This window comes from Arthrobacter sp. NPDC093128 (assembly GCF_040683875.1).
GTDB lineage: Bacteria > Actinomycetota > Actinomycetes > Actinomycetales > Micrococcaceae > Arthrobacter.
Map to the genome: position 1 here is coordinate 21,891 of NZ_JBFBEY010000005.1, position 16,758 is coordinate 38,648.

The 16,758-nt window shown below is 66.0% G+C and carries 16 protein-coding genes; 9 read left to right on the forward strand and 7 right to left on the reverse strand.

Translation table 11 applies throughout. The features are described 5' to 3' along the window. Window positions 1-19 precede the first annotated feature (19 nt). Entirely contained in the window at window positions 20-808 is a 789-nt protein-coding gene (locus tag AB0N24_RS07360) for a hypothetical protein (RefSeq protein ID WP_364122445.1), read from the forward strand. Here the strand turns inward: AB0N24_RS07360 and AB0N24_RS07365 are convergent. Continuing rightward, window positions 805-1,260 (reverse strand): Lrp/AsnC family transcriptional regulator, encoded by a 456-nt coding sequence (locus AB0N24_RS07365; protein ID WP_104175119.1) that lies wholly within the window; start codon window positions 1,258-1,260, stop codon window positions 805-807. The genes AB0N24_RS07360 and AB0N24_RS07365 overlap by 4 nt on opposite strands. Before the next feature lie 104 nt (window positions 1,261-1,364). Here AB0N24_RS07365 and AB0N24_RS07370 point away from each other — a divergent pair, with 104 nt between their 5' ends. Next, on the forward strand, window positions 1,365-2,015 hold the full coding sequence (locus AB0N24_RS07370; RefSeq protein WP_364122447.1) for a LysE family translocator: 651 nt from the start codon (window positions 1,365-1,367) through the stop codon (window positions 2,013-2,015). Between the two features lie 16 nt (window positions 2,016-2,031). Here the strand turns inward: AB0N24_RS07370 and AB0N24_RS07375 are convergent, their stop codons facing one another. The 6 genes from AB0N24_RS07375 to AB0N24_RS07400 form a co-directional block, all read right to left on the reverse strand. After that, window positions 2,032-2,391 carry a nuclear transport factor 2 family protein gene (locus AB0N24_RS07375; RefSeq protein WP_364122449.1) on the reverse strand — a complete coding sequence of 120 codons (360 nt, stop codon included), beginning with the start codon at window positions 2,389-2,391 and terminating at the stop codon, window positions 2,032-2,034. Between the two features lie 59 nt (window positions 2,392-2,450). Then, the gene (locus tag AB0N24_RS07380) at window positions 2,451-3,416 is read right to left on the reverse strand and encodes a hypothetical protein (protein WP_364122451.1); all 966 of its coding nucleotides are present in this window, start codon (window positions 3,414-3,416) and stop codon (window positions 2,451-2,453) included. A gap of 42 nt (window positions 3,417-3,458) precedes the next feature. Continuing rightward, window positions 3,459-3,959, reverse strand: a complete 501-nt coding sequence (locus AB0N24_RS07385; RefSeq protein ID WP_214949131.1) for a DUF456 domain-containing protein — start codon at window positions 3,957-3,959, stop codon at window positions 3,459-3,461. Window positions 3,960-4,103: 144 nt separating this feature from the next. Beyond that, on the reverse strand, window positions 4,104-5,318 hold the full coding sequence (locus tag AB0N24_RS07390) for an NADP-dependent malic enzyme (protein WP_364122453.1): 1,215 nt from the start codon (window positions 5,316-5,318) through the stop codon (window positions 4,104-4,106). A 304-nt stretch (window positions 5,319-5,622) separates the two neighbouring features. Further along, complete coding sequence (locus AB0N24_RS07395) at window positions 5,623-6,198, reverse strand: TetR/AcrR family transcriptional regulator (protein ID WP_364122455.1); 576 nt, start codon at window positions 6,196-6,198, stop codon at window positions 5,623-5,625. 160 nt (window positions 6,199-6,358) lie between these two features. Then, a complete protein-coding gene (locus AB0N24_RS07400; RefSeq protein WP_364122457.1) occupies window positions 6,359-7,660 on the reverse strand; it encodes an MFS transporter in 1,302 nt (433 codons plus the stop codon). 97 nt (window positions 7,661-7,757) lie between these two features. Here AB0N24_RS07400 and rraA point away from each other — a divergent pair, with 97 nt between their 5' ends. The 7 genes from rraA to AB0N24_RS07435 all read left to right on the forward strand — a co-directional run bounded on the left by rraA (window position 7,758) and on the right by AB0N24_RS07435 (window position 16,652). Beyond that, window positions 7,758-8,288: a ribonuclease E activity regulator RraA gene (rraA, locus tag AB0N24_RS07405; protein WP_364122459.1), complete on the forward strand. Its 531-nt coding sequence runs from the start codon at window positions 7,758-7,760 to the stop codon at window positions 8,286-8,288. 105 nt (window positions 8,289-8,393) lie between these two features. After that, window positions 8,394-10,058 (forward strand): MDR family MFS transporter, encoded by a 1,665-nt coding sequence (locus AB0N24_RS07410; RefSeq protein ID WP_364122461.1) that lies wholly within the window; start codon window positions 8,394-8,396, stop codon window positions 10,056-10,058. 255 nt (window positions 10,059-10,313) lie between these two features. Continuing rightward, complete coding sequence (locus tag AB0N24_RS07415; RefSeq protein WP_364122463.1) at window positions 10,314-11,753, forward strand: sugar porter family MFS transporter; 1,440 nt, start codon at window positions 10,314-10,316, stop codon at window positions 11,751-11,753. A 553-nt stretch (window positions 11,754-12,306) separates the two neighbouring features. Next, window positions 12,307-12,756, forward strand: a complete 450-nt coding sequence (locus AB0N24_RS07420; protein ID WP_364122465.1) for a hypothetical protein — start codon at window positions 12,307-12,309, stop codon at window positions 12,754-12,756. Between the two features lie 89 nt (window positions 12,757-12,845). Then, window positions 12,846-13,982 (forward strand): hypothetical protein, encoded by a 1,137-nt coding sequence (locus AB0N24_RS07425; RefSeq protein ID WP_364122467.1) that lies wholly within the window; start codon window positions 12,846-12,848, stop codon window positions 13,980-13,982. A gap of 1 nt (window position 13,983) precedes the next feature. Next, window positions 13,984-14,493, forward strand: a complete 510-nt coding sequence (locus tag AB0N24_RS07430) for a hypothetical protein (RefSeq protein ID WP_364122469.1) — start codon at window positions 13,984-13,986, stop codon at window positions 14,491-14,493. Further along, entirely contained in the window at window positions 14,490-16,652 is a 2,163-nt protein-coding gene (locus tag AB0N24_RS07435) for an Ig-like domain-containing protein (RefSeq protein WP_364122471.1), read from the forward strand. The genes AB0N24_RS07430 and AB0N24_RS07435 overlap by 4 nt, the downstream gene beginning before the upstream one ends. Window positions 16,653-16,758: the final 106 nt, after the last annotated feature.

Sequence of the window (16,758 nt, forward strand, 5' to 3'; positions counted from 1 at the left end):
CGGTGCTGGCCGGGGCAGCGTGCCTGCTCACCATTCCGGCACTCGGCTTCGCCCCGGAGAACCCTGGGCCGGGGCCATTCTCTACATCCTGGCCCCCGGCCTTCTTGTTCCGTTCGCGCTGTGGCTGGTCAGTCGTGCCGCGGGCGGTTCGTGGATAGATGCCGACGGCGAATGGGTCCGCCCCACCGGCAGGTACCTCATTCTCCGGCTGGCTGTTTCGGGCACGCTACTCCTCCTGGCGCTTGCGGCCACGCTGGCAGGGTTGGCCCCCTTTGCGGATTTTATGCCGGGCGGCTGGCACGTAGCCGGCAACTGGGTACTCGGCGCCTTCGCTGCACTACTCATCCTGGCCATCCTCATTGCGGCCGTGGCAGGAGCGGCGATCGTGGGCGGCTGGAAGGGCGTTCCGGCGGGCGTGCTGTTCACTGCCGGCTTTTGCTCCATCTCGACCTATACACTGACCGACGGCGGCTCGTGGGAAATTGCCGCTTATGGACTGCTGGCGGCCTCCGTGGCGTGGTTCTACGCAGTCGGGGCGGAGACAGGGTGGCTACCGGACTTCCACCGCATTGTCCTTGGCCACTGGCTCACCGGCATAGCCAGTGCGGCGGCCCTCGCCATCGGTGTGTGGTTCGGGCTGGGATTCCCGGCAGTCCTCGGAGCCTGCGTCCTCGCGGCCTGGCTCCCGCTACAGCTCCCCCGCACTCAGGGCGCGGCAGTCCTGCCGGACCTGGGCCGGGACCGCACCAGGCCGCCAGGGCGGCCGACGAAGCGGAAGCCCCGGCAGAGAAGGCACCAGCGCGCCTAGACCGGCGGTCCGGCGTTCGATTTCAGGTTTTTCATCACCAGCGTCGACGTCAGTCGCTCCACGCCCGGCAGCGAGGTGAGCTCGGCGTCGTAGAAGCGCTGGTACGCCGGCAGGTCCTCCGCGATCACCTTCAGGAGGTAATCCGGCGAGCCGAACAGCCGCTGCGCCTCCACGATGTTGGGATTGTCCGCCACCCGGCTCTCGAAGATCTCCATTGTGGGCCTGTCCACCTGCCGCAGCGTGACGAAAACGATCGCCTCGAATCCGAGCCCGACGGCGGACGGGTCGATGTCCGCGCGGTAGCCCCGAATCACCCCGGATGACTCCAGGTCGCGCAGCCTCCGATGGCACGGAGCGACCGTCAATCCCACCTTTGCGGCCAGTGCGGTGGCCGTCATCCGGCCATCCTCTTTAAGGTGGCGCAAAATATTCCTGTCGATATGGTCAATCACGCAATTATCTTACCCGTGGGCCGCATTTCCTGAGTAAAACAGGGAACACTTGTGGCGGTATTTTCCCTAGAGTTTCTCCTATCAGAACACCCTAGGAGGCCGCCTTGAATTCCCAGTTATTCCTCGCATTCCTGGTGGTTGCGGGCGCCCTGGCCTGCACACCGGGCGTGGACTGGGCCTACTCCATTGCGGCGGGCCTGAAACAGCGAAGCTTCGTCCCCGCAGTAGCCGGCCTCTGCAGTGGTTACGTCCTGCACACGGTACTGATGGTGGCCGGGCTGGCCGCCCTGCTCGCCGGCTTGCCGGGCGTCCTCGGCTGGCTGACCATCACCGGCTCGGCTTACCTGCTGTGGCTGGGCTTCGGCACCATCCGGTCATGGCGCGACGCCACCTTCACCGACGAGGTGACTTCACCGGCCGAGTCCACCCAGTTCCGGACCTTCCTCCAGGGCGTGGGCACAAGCGGGATCAACCCCAAGGGGCTGCTGTTCTTCGTGGCGCTGGTTCCGCAGTTCGTCAGCCCGGAAGCGGCGCTGCCGGTTCCGGTGCAGTCCGGGCTGCTCGGCCTGACGTTCGTCCTGCTGGCAGGCCTCGTGTACACCTGCGTGGCGTTGCTCTCCCGGAAGCTGCTGCACTCGCGTCCCGGGGCTGCCCGGAGGGTGACGCTTGCCAGCGGGATCATCATGATGGCACTGGGAACCGTGCTGCTGTCCGAGCAGCTGATTCCTGCGGTGGCCGGGCTCGCCTGGCAGTAGCGCCTGCCGGCGGCGGTCAAGGCCTGCGTTCCATGAACCATTCAGTGAAGGCCGCGGCCCGGCCGTCCGGTGCGAGCCGGACCACCCAGAGGTTCTCGTAGCTGGGGCGGTCCCCCAGATACGTGGTGCGCCCCTGGACAAAGTGCAGGTCGCCGTCCGCACCGAGCGGCTCCCACTCGAAGGTCCACTCCTCGGGCTCATCCGCCTCGGTCAGCCAGTGCTCCACGATCTGTCCGTGCCCGCGCCACGCGTCCGGGTCGTAGGGCCGGGTGGCATAGACCGCGTCCTCTGTGAAGAGCGCCCGGATGTCGTCCGGCTCATTGGTGGTCCACGCCGTGATGTACTTTTCCATCCACTGCCTGATTGCATCGCTCATTGGTCCGTTGTACCGCGGCCCGCCACCGCCCACAAGAGCCTGTTCCCGGTCCGGCAGGGTCATTCCCGGTCCAGCTGCTTCCATTCCTGTTCCCAGAGCCTGCGCTCTTCAACGTCCTTGCGGATGACTTCGAAAGTTTCGAGTTCAGCAGGCCGGCCCCGCAGCCAGTCGCGCGGGTTGAGGGATTTGCGGCCGTTATCCAGCACCAGGAGGGCGCGGTCGGTCAGGGCGTCATTCCGGAGGGCCAGGTCAGTCTTCCGGCGCCGCAGTACCTCCTTCAGCGCCTGCTGCGCGGAAGTGTGGGCCCCGAGCCTGCGGAGCGAACGCGCCCGGATCAGCAGCAGCGCGGCGGAGAGGTCATCCGCATTCAGCAGCCCTTCCGTCCAGACCACCACTTCCTTGTCGCGGCCGATCGCGTGCGCCAGAGAGCACCGCGCAAGGGCGGCCGGCAGCGACGGCGGCAGCGAGGCCACGGTTTGAAGCGCCGCCTCAAGGTGGCCGGTTTCCCGCAACGAGTGCGAAAGCGCCAGGAACACCGCTTCCTCGCTGAACAGCACCGGAACGTCGATGCGCTCGGCAACTTCGACCCTGGTGACCACCCGCATCAGGTAGCTGGACGCGAACTGGTTGGCGTCGTCGTCGTTCCTGGTGGTGAGGCCCCGCTGGAGCAGTTCCGCGGCACGCAGGTAGCCGCCCTGCTTGTATGCGAGCAGCCCGGCCATCACGTAGCAAAGCCCGGCCCACCCGGGGTAGTCACGGCCTGTAGCGATCAGTCGGCTGGGATCGGTGTTGTGGAAGATCGCGTCGTACACGGCCCTGGCGGTCTTCCCGGGAAGCCGTCTGAGCCTCGGGAGGGGGCCATCCACACTGAGGAGCGCATTGCCTCGGCCGCCTAGGGCACTGTGCAGGATTCCGCCCACGCCGTCGGCGATGTCACGCACCGAGGTGCGGACCTGCGCGCTGCCGAACGGGGTGAGGTCACGGTTGTCGCGATAGATCGGTCCTGAGGTCTGTCCGGCGCTCATCCTTCCATGCTAGTGGTGCCCGCTTGGCAGCCGCTGGGAGGGTTAGCTGACCGCGGCCACCCAGACGCCGATCACCCAGGTGCTCGCGGCAAGGCAGGCCAGGCCGAACTCCACCAGCATGCCCAGCCCGGTGGCCTTGAGGGCCGCCCAGCTGGTGGTCACGGCGGTCCTGAAATCACGCGTGCGGTGCGATTCGCTGAGCAGCAGGCCGGCCGCGAAGCCCACAAAGAGTCCCACCACGGGGATGAGGAACATGCCCACCACGCCAAAGACCAGCCCCACCACCACGCTGCGGCTGGGGATCCGGTGTTCCCTGAGCTTGCGTCCCGTGAGCACGGCGCTGGCAGCCATTCCCGCCAGCACAAACGCCAGGCCCACGCCGAACACTACCCAGCCGGCCGTCCCGGCGCCGCCCCAGATTGCCCAGGCCAGCAGACTGAGGCCAATGAGGATGCTGCCGGGCAGCACGGGGATAACGGTGCCGGCCACGCCCACCAGGATGGCCAGGCCGCAGAGGACGGTCACGAGGATCTCGGGGTTCATGCCCCTCAGTCTAGGGTTCCACCCAGGACATCATGCCTTCAAAGGCAGCGACGCTTATCGGCCGCGACGCTTAAGACAACAACGGCGGCGCCTCCCCAGCACGGGAGGCGCCGCCGTCGAACTTCCTGGCGGAGTATTCCGCAGTTACTCCGCTTCGACCGCTGCGGCCACGGCTGCGGAAACAGCCGGCGCCACGCGCGGGTCCAGCGGGCTGGGCACGATGTAGTCAGCGGACAGCTCCGGTTCGGCCAGTTCAGCAATGGCGCGGGCGGCGGCAAGCTTCATGGCGGGGGTGATCCGGCGGGCACCGGCGTCCAGCGCGCCGCGGAAGATTCCCGGGAAGGCGAGCACGTTGTTGATCTGGTTGGGGAAATCGCTGCGTCCCGTGGCCACCACGGCGGCGTAGCGGGAGGCAACCTCCGGCAGGACTTCGGGGTCCGGGTTGGACAGTGCGAACACGATGGAGCTGTGGTTCATGAGCTTCAGGTGCTCCTCGGCCAGCTGGGAGGACGAGACGCCGATGAACACATCGGCACCGAGCAGGGCCTCGCCGGGTCCGCCGGTGATGCCGCGGGGGTTGCTGCGCTGCGCCATCTGCGCCTTCTTGCTGGTGGCGTCGGCGGCGATGTCCGCACGGTCCTTGTTGATGACGCCGCGCGAGTCGAGCAGGACAACGTCCTGGATGCCTGCGGTGAGCAGGATTTCGGCGACGGCGATGCCCGCGGCGCCCGCACCGGAGACCACCACACGGAGTCCTTCGAGTTCGCGGCCGGTCACCCTGGCGGCGCCGGTCAGCGCGGCCAGGACCACGACGGCGGTGCCGTGCTGGTCATCGTGCATGACCGGGCAGTCCAGGGCCTCGATGAGCTTTTCTTCGAGCTCGAAGCAGCGCGGCGCGGAGATGTCCTCCAGGTTCACGGCGCCGAAGCTGGGGCGCAGGCGGACCAGGGTCTCAATGATTTCGTCCACGTCGGTGGTGTTGAGGACCAGCGGGATGGAGTCAAGGTCGCCGAAGGACTTGAACAGGGCGGATTTGCCCTCCATGACGGGCAGGGACGCGCTGGGGCCGATGTTGCCGAGGCCCAGCACTGCGGTGCCGTCGCTGACCACAACAACCAGGCGCTGGGCCCAGGTGAGGGTCTTGGCGAGCTCGGGGTCGGCGTGGATGGCGCGGCTGACCTGGGCAACACCCGGAGTGTAGGCAATGGAAAGATCGCGCTTGCTGGCGAGCGGGACCGTGCTGGAGATGGACAGCTTGCCGCCCTGGTGGGCTTCAAAGATCTCCTGGTCCGTCAGCACAGTGGACTCCTCGGCGGAAGCGGCGGAGCTGTCAGCGGGAGTGATGATTTCAATGGACACGTCGTTGTCTCCTGGGGCTAGCCGTGGGCGCACGGCACAATGAAACTCAAGCACATAGGAGGCTCAAGATGGGCAGGCTGGAAATTCTGCGGCCCAATGGATGGCGGGACCGCCGTGAAGCTCCTGCAAGGTACGGGCTGCTAGCCGCTCCGGTTCTTCAATGGTAAACAGACGGGCGGCGGCCGAACGGACACTGGGCCGACCACCGGCCGTGATAAATCGTTTTTTCTACATTTCAAGTGATCCAGATCACTAAGAATGACCATAAAAGCACGCCTGATGGTCTAGACCGGTTACGTGTCCGCTAGCACCTGGTGAGGAGCGAGCACGCTTTCTTCAGGTCTTCTTCGGCTTCGAAGAGCGACAGCCGGCGGCAGCGGACTGCCTGCACCAGGCCGGAGACGGTCAGCAGCAGCACCCGGGACTTGGCGGCGTCACCGCTTGCCACCGTGACGGCCTGCTCGGCAAGGATGTCGATCTCCCGCAGGAGGACGGTAGTGTCTTTCCCCTTCGCGTAAACGCACTGGCTCAGGCACTGCTCAACCGCCGGCTGCATCAGCCGCATGTGGAAAATCTCCATCACCACGCCTGCCAGGGTATGGACGCGGCTGCCGCCGGTCTCCGGCCAGCTTCCGACCTGGAGTTCGCCCAACTGCTTCCGGAACAGCCCGAGCATGAGGTGGGTGGCGGAGGGAAAGTACCGGTACAGGGTTCCCAGCGGGACATTGGCTTTGGCGGACACCTCGGACAGGCTTACCGAATCCAGCCCCTTGCGGGCGAATCCGGCAGCGGCATCGAGGATCCGGGCATAGCGGATCTGCTGCCTGGGCAGGGTCGGCGGGGCGGCCATGGGCGGAAGTTCCGAATTGAGTTCGAGCATCAGCAGCGTTCCGGGAGTGGGTTTCGTACAGCGGTCAGGCGATCCCCATCACAGCACTGCCGCAGCAATTCGAGTCCACTATACGGCACCCTTCTTGAGCCAATCCGTGCGCCAATAACTCAAAACGATGTGCTCCCGGACGCGGCCGGGCGTGCCGCGTTTACGCCACACCCTTGATCTTCACCACGAACACGGCGCCCAGCAGGCCGATGACCGCGGCAGCGGAAAACAGCGTGACATATCCGCCGAAGTACTGGATGGACAGGAAGGCGAGCGTCGGGGCAAACACCTGCGGCAGGGAAGCGGCCACGTTGATGACCCCCATGTCCTTGCCCCTGTCCGCCGCCTGCGGCAGGACTTGCGTCAGCAGGGCAAAATCCACCGCCAGGTAGGCGCCGAAGCCGATCCCCAGCACGGCAGCGCCGGCCAGTGCACCGGGCCAGACAGGGAAGAAGGCCATGATGAGTCCTGCCATGGCGATGGCTACGGATGACCCGATCACGAAGGGCTTGCGCTTGCCTACACGGTCGCTCCACGGTCCGGCCAGCACGGCGGTGATAATCACCAGGACCGCGTAGATGCCGGTAAGGACCAGCACGCCCAGGGCCGGGTTCTCGTGGCCAATGATGTCCCGGAGAAAGAAAAGCAGGTAAACGATGGTCAGCTGGTTGCCCACGTTCATCAGGAAGCGCGTGAGCCATGCCCAGGCAAAGTCCGGGTGCCGTGCCGGGCTGATCCAGAAACCCCGGGCGAAGGCCTTCAGCTGGAACGGTGGGCGTGCGGACAGTGGCAGCACAGGATCGTTCCGGTGGAACAGGTACGGCAAAACTGACAGCACGAGGGCCGCGGCACAGAGCCAGTACCCCACCATGTAGTTCCCGGAGACCACCGCACCAAAGACGGCGCCGATAAGGATGCCAACAGTCTGGCCCATGGCGGCCAACCCGCCAACGGTGGCGCGCTGAGGCACCGGAACGCGGTCCGGAACGGCTGCCGTGATGGCGGCGTACGCGGCGTTCGCACCGAGCTGGACCAGGCACCAGAACAACAGCATCAAGGCAACGGTCGCGGCTCCGGACATCGCCAGCAGCGCCGCCGTCGCCAGGATGGCCCCGGCCAAAACCCACGGGGCACGCCGGCCGAAGCCGGAGACCGTACGGTCGGACAGGGCGCCGAACAGCGGATTGGCCACCAGTGAAACCGCGGCACCGCAGCTGGTGACGATCGAATAGATCGCTTCTTTGCTGGGTGCATCGATGCTGATGGCCTGCTGGCCAATGAAGACGTTGATGGGCCCGAAGAAGGCGGCGTTGATGCCGACGTTGACGAGGACCAAGCCGGTCACCCAGCGCGCGGTGACCTTCCGCTCCGGTTCGGCGAGCGCCGCGGTCGAACCACCCCCGGAGGACGCGGCAACGGCGGAAGGGTCTGGGACGTGCCCCGGCAGGTCGGACAGGCTCATTGCGGCTCCCCCATGAACTGATGGTCGGTGTGGTTTCAGACTATCGTGAGCAGCACAGCCCGTACCGGGTTGGCCACACGCATTCCGAGGAGGACCAATGACCGCTTCGCCCGCAGATTCCCCCGCAGACACCCCCGACAACCTCGACGCCGACGAGAGCCGCCGCATCAATACCGCAGATCTCTACGACGAGCGGGGCGAGGAACTCGATTCCATCGCGCTCCAGTTCCAGTCCCTGGGCGGGCTGTCGCACTTCAGCGGGCCGGTCCGCACCATCCGGTGCCTTGAGGACAACGCGCTGGTCAAGTCCACCCTCGGAACTCCGGGCAACGGCGCCGTGCTGGTGGTGGACGGCGCCGGTTCGCTGCGAACCGCGCTCATGGGGGACATGATCGCGGCGAGCGCCGTGGCCAACGGCTGGGCCGGCGTCGTGATCAACGGTGCCGTCCGGGACCGCGAGGTCCTGGCGGACCTGCCGCTCGGGGTTAAGGCGCTGGGCAGCAACCCGCGCAAGAGCGCCAAGGAGGGCGCCGGCGAGACGGATGTGGAACTGGAGATTGACGGCGTGACGGTGCGGCCCGGTGCCATGATCTGGTGCGATCCGGACGGGATCCTGGTGGAGCGCTGACGTAAATTCTTCATTTCGGAGAGCCGGCGGGAACAAATCGCAAAGTAAGATAGTTACTGAAAGCAACTATCAAGCTTAATTCCCCTTCTTCGTAATGGAGCAGTCATGTCCAAAACCGCCGCCGGGCCCGTAGCCGGGGACGTCCTGACGAAGCGTCAGACCATCACAGTGATGGTGGGTCTCATGCTCGGCATGTTCCTCTCGTCGCTGGACCAGACCATCGTGTCCACGTCGATCTACACCATCGCCAACGACCTCGACGGGCTCTCGCTGCAGGCCTGGGCCACCACGGCGTACCTCATCACCTCCACGGTGAGCACCCCGCTGTACGGCAAGCTCAGCGACATCTTCGGCCGCCGCCCGCTTTACCTGGCCGCCATCGTGATCTTCCTGGCCGGATCCCTGTACGCGGGATCGGTGCACTCGATGACCGAACTGGCCATCGCGCGCGGCATCCAGGGCATGGGCGCAGGCGGCCTGCTGGCCCTCGCGCTGACCATCATCGGCGACATTGTGGCACTGAAGGACCGGGCCAAGTTCCAGGGCTACTTCATGTCCGTCTTCGGGATCTCCTCCGTGCTGGGCCCGGTGGTGGGCGGCGCCTTCGCCGGCTCCGCGAACATCCTGGGGTTCGACGGCTGGCGCTGGGTGTTCTTCATCAACCTGCCCATCGGCCTGGCTGCCCTGGCCGTTGTGTTCCTCTACCTGCACCTGCCCGCCAAGCACGTGAAGCAAAAGATCGACTACTGGGGGGCGGCCGCCATCACGCTGGCCATCGTCCCGCTGCTCCTGGTCGCTGAACAGGGCCGTAGTTGGGGCTGGACCTCGGCGGCGTCCCTGCTGTGCATCGGCCTGGGCGTGGTGGGCATCATCGCGTTCCTGCTGGCCGAGAAGCGCGCCGGTGACTACGCCCTGATCCCGCTCCGGCTCTTCCGGAACCTCACCTTCGGGCTGTCCTCGCTGCTGAACTTCATCATCGGCATCGGCATGTTCGGCGCCATCGCGATGCTCCCGATGTACCTCCAGCTGGTCAAGGGCCTCACCCCCACCGAGGCCGGCCTGATGATGATCACCTTCACTGTGGGCATCCTCACCGGTTCCATCACCGCCGGACGGACCATCTCGGCGTCGGGCACCTACCGGATCTTCCCCATCCTGGGCACGGCGGTACTGACCGCCGCCGCCACCGTGATGGGATTCTCGCTCGGCGTGGACACCGGGCTCTGGGTGCCGGGCGTCATCGCCGTGTTCTTCGGCCTGGGCCTGGGCTTCTGCATGCAGCCGCTCACGCTGGCCATGCAGGTTTCCGTTCCGCCCAAGGACATGGGCGTAGGCACGTCCTCGGCCGCGTTCTTCCGGTCCATGGGCGGCGCTGTGGGCACAGCGGTCTTCATCTCACTGCTCTTCAGCATGGCAGCGGACCGCATCGCCGCGGGCATGAAGGATGCCATGCAGAACGCCGACTACCTGAAGGTCCTCAAGGACCCCGCGGTGGCCGCCGACCCCGCCAACGCCAAGCTCTACGAGTTCTTCCAGAACGGCGCCACCAACGATTCCCTCAACGACACCAGCTGGCTGCACACGGCCAACAGCACGCTGACCCGTCCCATCACCGAGGGCTTCGCGCAGTCGATCGACGCCGTAATGCTCACCGCGGCTGTACTCACCGGGGTAGCCTTCCTGATCAGCTTCGCGCTGCCGAACAAGAAGCTGACGGATCCGAAGGCCACTGCCCAGGGAGCACAAGCAGAAACGGTGGCCGCGCACTAAGTCACCACGTTCGCAGACGTCACGGGAGGCAGTCTCTTAGGCTGCCTCCCGTTGTCATCTCTGGCCGTGTTTTCCGGCCGTGTTGTCCGACGGCGGAACGGCCGCCCGTCGTCGGCCTCCGTCCCAAAGTGGAACCTCACAGCGTGAAGTGGCACACTGTTTAGCGCGTGTGCGCCGGCCAGCAGGGCCGGTTCCGTGGTCAACGATGTCCGCACAGCTAAAAACCCAACGCAGCAAGAATCCCGAGGGAGATCCATGTCCACATCCAGCACCGAAGGCCGCCCAGGCGTTCCCCGCAAGGTGATCGGCCTCGCAATCGCGGGAGCGGTGGGCGGGTTCCTCTTCGGCTTTGATTCCTCCGTTGTCAACGGGGCGGTGGACGCCATCAAGGACGAATTCGCCCTGAGCGAGGCCGTCACCGGCTTCGCCGTGGCCGTCGCGCTCCTCGGCTGCGCCGCCGGCGCCTACCTGGCGGGCAAGGTGGCCGACAAGTACGGCCGCATCCCGGCCATGAAGCTCGGCGCCGTCCTGTTCCTCGTCAGCGCTGTCGGCACCGGCTTCGCGTTCGGCGTCTGGGACCTGATCTTCTGGCGCCTGGTGGGCGGCCTCGGCATCGGCCTGGCCTCCGTCATTGCCCCCGCCTACATCTCCGAGATCTCGCCGCGGCACGTCCGCGGCCGGCTCGCGTCGCTCCAGCAGCTCGCCATCACCACGGGTATTTTTGCCGCCCTCCTCTCCGACGCCCTGTTCGCCACCACCGCGGGCGGGGCGGACCAGGCGCTCTGGCTCGGCATCGAAGCGTGGCGCTGGATGTTCCTCGCCGGCGCCGTACCCGCCGTCGTCTACGGCTGGATCGCATACACCCTGCCCGAATCGCCGCGCTTCCTGGTCTTCAAGGGCAAGGAGGACGAGGCTCGCAAGGTGTTCGAAACGATCGCCCCGTCCGAGGACACCGACCGCCACATCCGCGAAATCCAGTCCGCCATCGAGGAGGACAAGCTCGCCGGCCAGAAGGGCTCGCTCCGCGGCAAGGTCTTTGGCCTGCAGGCCGTGGTGTGGATCGGCATCACGCTGTCCGTGCTGCAGCAGTTCGTGGGCATCAACGTGATTTTCTACTACTCCACCACCCTGTGGAAGGCCGTTGGCTTCCAGGAGAAGGACTCGCTCACCATTTCGGTGGCCACGTCCATCACCAACATCCTGGTCACGCTCGTGGCCATTGCCCTGGTGGACCGCATCGGCCGGCGCCCCATCCTGCTGGCAGGCTCCATCGGCATGGCTGTTTCGCTCGGCGCCATGGCCCTGGCGTTCGCCTCGGCCAACGGATCCGGTGAGGAAATCTCGCTGCCCGGCGCCTGGGGTCCTGTTGCCCTGGTGGCCGCCAACGTCTTCGTGATCAGCTTCGGCGCCTCCTGGGGACCGCTGGTGTGGGTGCTGCTTGGCGAGATCTTCCCGTCCCGGATCCGCGCCCGCGCCCTGGGCCTGGCCGCGGCCGCGCAGTGGATCGCCAACTTCGCCATCACCCTGAGCTTCCCCGTGATGGCGGCAGCCTCGCTGCCGCTGACGTACGCCATGTACGCGGCGTTCGCGGCGGCGTCGTTCTTCTTCGTGATGTTCAAGGTGCCGGAGACCAACGGCATGTCCCTGGAGCAGGCGGAGACGCTCTTCGTGCCGAAGGGGACCGTCAAGGTCTAAGCTCCGCAACTCCTGCTCCCGCGCCCAGCGCGAGCGGACTCCCGTTCCCCGCCCAGCGCGAGCGGACAGATAAGGCCCATGTTCATGACGAACATGGGCCTTACCTGCAATCAAGGACTGTCTGCCAACCATCCCGGGTAGCGGAGATGTGACGACGGCGAGCCCCTGCTCCGCCCCGACGCGGAAGCAATTTTATTACCCGGGAAGGGACCCCCGAGCACGCGTTGAACGCGTACTTGGCTTCTTCCCTGAATCAAGAGGCTGACGGTACGTACGGGATCCGAATCCCTTTATGTCGGCGGGCAGGTGTCACTTGCCGGCGCCTCATGTGACAGGAGTTGCATAAATACACTGCCGTGCATGGATCGAGTATCCGTTAGGGGAAAGCAAGTAGCGAGGCCTATGTCATGAGAAAAGACGAGTACCGGCACGTGTTGTTCGCCCTGTTTTTTCCGGCAAACATTGGGTCATCGATCCACCGACCGGCGCCTGCAGGACTGGGGCCATCCTGGGGGAACGCATTACCAGTCTCATCAAACGAGGAGTCTTTTCCATGCGAAAAATGACCAAAAAGAACAAGATCGCGGCAGCAGCGGCTTCCGTGGCACTCGTGGCAGTCGGCGGCGGCGCAGCCTACGCCTACTGGAGCGCCACGGGCACGGGTTCGGGATCTGCGGCGACGTCCCCCGGAACCGAGTCGGTCCTGCTGGGCGCCAGCTTCGGCGCCGGCATCGCCCCGGGCGGAACGAGGATCGTCACCTACACCGCGAGCAATCCTAACTCCAGCAGCACGACGGTCAGCGCACTCGGCGCGACCGTGACGACCGGGGTCGCGGGCTGCCTCCCGGCCTGGTTCACGGTAACTGCACCGACCGGGACTACGGGCCTGGGTGCCAACGCCACTGTGACCCTTGGCGAGGGCACACTGACGTTCAAAGACGTCAACGTCGACCAGGATCCCTGCAAGGACGCCACGATCACCGTCAACGTCACCAGCGAGTAAGTCCGCACGCTCGTCAACCTACCGGGGGCCGGCTTCGACAGCCGGCCCCCGGTTCGCCACCGTTACAACTCGCAGGAAGGGGCAAGAGGGTGAAGATCCAACCCAGGCAGGCACGGCTTTCCCTGCGGGCGTTTATCAACGCTCTGCTCATTGGCATACTGGTGATGGTTATGCCCTCGGCTGCCCTGTTCGCGGCCAGCCCGAACCCCAAGCCCGGCATTACCGTGCAGACTTCCCCGGCAAGCCAATCCACCCAGCAGGGGCAGACCGTCGGCTATGTTGTCTCCGTGACTTCCACTGGCGGCTTCACCGGCCCTGTGGGACTCACTGTCGGAGGGCTTCCGGCCGGCTCATCGGCCGCGTTCTCTCCGGCATCGGTGACCCTGGCCCCGGGCGGCACATCGACCGCCACCATGACCATCGCGACGGCCTCCACCACGCCGGCGTCCACGAACACCCTGACCATCACAGCGAGCAGCGGCAAGACCAGCGGCAGCGTCACAGCCGGCCTCACGGTTAATTCCCGGACCTCGGGGTCCCTATCCGTCGCCGCCACACCGGCTTCGGTCACCGTCCCGCCCAGCGCAACCGCCGCGTACACCCTGGCGCTCACACGCACCAACATCACCGGACCCGTCGCCCTCAGTGTCCTCGGCGGCCTGCCGACAGGAGCAACGGCGACCTTCTCGCCCAACCCGGTCACCGGCGGGTCCGCAACTTTGCAGATAACCACAACGGCCGGTTCCAAAGACGGGACATACAACCTGGTTCTCGGCGCCTCCGCGCCTGACGCCGCCGGCAAAGTGCAGTCCGCCTATACCAACGCGCAACTGGTTCTCGACTCCACCGTGAAGCAATTCACGCTCTCGGGAAGCCTGCCCGGACTTTTGGCCCCCGGCTCTTCGGTTGCCCTGGATCTGCAGATCTCCAACCCCACCACCAAGCCACTGTCGCTGAGCAACATCTCCGTTTCACTTGCCGGCGTGAGCCGGACGGCGGATGCCGTCCGGCTCAACCTGCCCTGCTCCGTGGCGGATTACATCGTGACGCAGTACAGCGGACCGTATCCGCTTTCGGTCCCGCGCGGCGGCAGCTCGCTCGCCGGACTCGGTCTGGCCTCACCCAGTTGGCCGAGGATCGGAATGCTCGATACAGGCAGGAACCAGGACGGCTGCAAAGGCGCAACCCTGCAGCTGCAGTACTCAGGATCAGGACAGGGGAACTGAGATGACCACCATCGGATGGACCACAGGCAACGGGCGCCTGGGCATCAAGGCCGCGTCCCTGGCCGGCGTGCTTACCCTGGCTCTCGGGACCGGGGCCGCCTACGCCTACTGGGCCAGCGGCGGCGCAGGGGCCGGCTCCGCGGCGGCCGCAACCATGCAGACTGTCACGGTGGACGCACTGGTCGCCGGTGACAGTCCGCAGTCGAGCCTGATGCCCGGAGGAACCGCGGACGTCATCGTGCGGGTGACGAACCCCAACCCCTATCCGGTGCAGGTGTACAACGTCTCTGCCAACGGCCCTGCCGCCGCCGACAGTACCCACCCGGGCTGCACTACCACGGGGGTCACGTTCACCGGAACGGGCTCTCCCGCATCGCCCGAAACGTTCATCGCGGCGAATTCGACATCGCTGGTGACTCTTTCCGGGGCGGCCGCCATGGACGCGACCTCGCAGTCGGCTTGCCAGGGCGCCGCTTTCCACCTCCCAGTCACATTGGCGGTACGCAAATGACTCTCACGCAACAGCCCGAACCACGGCATCCGCGGGGCCTGTTCAGGCGGGCACCATGGGTCTTGCCGGGGATCCTGCTCCTCTCGGCCGGTCTCAGCCCGGCCGCCCATGCGTTCTGGGAATCCGTCAGCAGCAGCAACTTCGCCGGTGCGGCCGCGGATTCACTCTCCCCCGCTGCGAAGCCCGCCGTCGCCGCCACCGGAGCTGCCCTGTCCGTCACCTGGCCCGCTAGCGCCACGGCCGCCGGACGCCCCGCGACAGGATACGCCGTGACAAGATACTCGGCGGCCACGGGCGGGTCAGGAATTCCGGCCACCGGCGCCTGCGCAGGGACCGTGACGGCCCTCAGCTGCACCGAACAAAACGTTCCGGGCGGCATCTGGTACTACACCGTGACACCCGCCATAGCATTGTGGACGGGCGCGGAAAGCCCCCGCAGTGACGGCGTGAGCAGCGACTCGGCCGCCCCGACTGTCACCACCTCGATCTCGCCGACCCCCAATGCCGCAGGCTGGAACAACACCAGCCCCGTGACCCTGACAATCAGCGCCGACGACGGCGCTAATGGCTCCGGCGTCGCCTCCATTACCTATACCTTGGACGCCGGCGCCTCTGTCACAGTGAACGCCGCCACGACAGCCATTCCCGTCACTGGCGACGGCAACCACACCGTCTCCTACTCAGCGGCCGACAACGCCGGCAACGCCAGCACCACCCAGACCCGGAATATCAGGATCGACACAGCGGCACCGGGCGTGGCCTCGCTCAGCGTGCCCGCGTACGTCAACAGCACCAACGTCACCGCCGTCCCGGTCATAGGCACCGCCGAACCCGGCAGCACCGTCTCGCTCACCGTCCATGATGCCGGCTCCGTGCACACCGTCACCGCGACAACCACCGCCTCCGGCACTGGATCCTGGTCCGTCACCCCGAATCTAAGCGCCCTCTCGCAAGGAACAGTGAGTTACTCCGCCGTGGCGACCGACGCCGCCGGTAACACGGGCACCGCCACCACGGCCACTGATATCAAAGACACCATTGCCCCCGCTGTCCCGACGCTCAGCGTTCCGGCCTACGTCAACAACGCCAATGCTACCGCCGTACCGGTCAGCGGCACCGCTGAGGCCGGAGCATCGCTCACCCTCACGGTCAAGGATCCCGGCGCCGCTCACAACCTGACCGCAACGACAACTGCCTCCGGAACCGGCGCGTGGTCCTTCACGGCCCTAAACCTCTCCACCCTCAACCAAGGAACCGTCAGCTACTCAGTGGCCGCAACCGACGCCGCTGGCAACAGCGCGTCACCCGCCGTGGCCACCGGAACGAAAGACACTGTCGCCCCTGTCGCCCCGGGACTGAACGCACCGCCCTACGTCAACAGCGCGACGGCAGCCAGCGTCCAGGTCACCGGCACCTCTGAGGCCGGAGCAACGGTGAGCCTCACCGTCGCCGACACCGCCGGGCACACGGTGAGCCGAACTGCCGTGGCGTCCGGGACCGGCGCCTGGACCGTCACCGGCCTCAACCTGACCTCATTCAGCGACGGCCAGATCACCTACACCGCGGCCGCTGCGGACCTTGCGGGCAACACCGGACCGACCTACACTTCCCCGGGTCCGAATAGCAAGGATGCGGTTGTCCCTACGATGAGCACCACCGCAAATGCCGTCAGACTCATGAACGGCGGCGCGGTCGGCACCGCGGATGCCGGTGATACCCTGACAATCCAGTACTCCGAGGCCATGGACGCCAGCAAGTTCTGCTCCGTCTGGGACAATAACGGTATCCAAACGCTCAGCGCCAACAACGACGTTTCGGTGACAGTCAGTCACAGCACCACCGCAAACACCCTGGCAGTGGTCAGCAAGAGTTGTACGCTGAATATTGGGGCCATATCGCTCGGAGCTGACGCCGACTATGCGGCGACCACCACAGCCGTCGTGTTCGCCGGCGTCAACGCCAACGTGAGCACCGTCAGCTGGAACCCTGCGACGAATTCTCTGATCATCAAGCTCGGAAGCACGAAAAATGGCACCGGAACCCTTGGTACCGGCATCTTCGACTACCCTGCATATACCCCGATGCCCACCCTCACCGACCTCGCCGGCAACCCCATCAGCACAACCGCCTACACCTCCGGTACTAAAACGGGGTTCTGACGGTGGAACCATCGGCGCCCGAACCATCGGCACCGATCCCATCCCGCCCATAGACCGCTGGTGCAAAAGGCGACAGCCCATGTTCGCGAAGAACATGGGCTGTAGC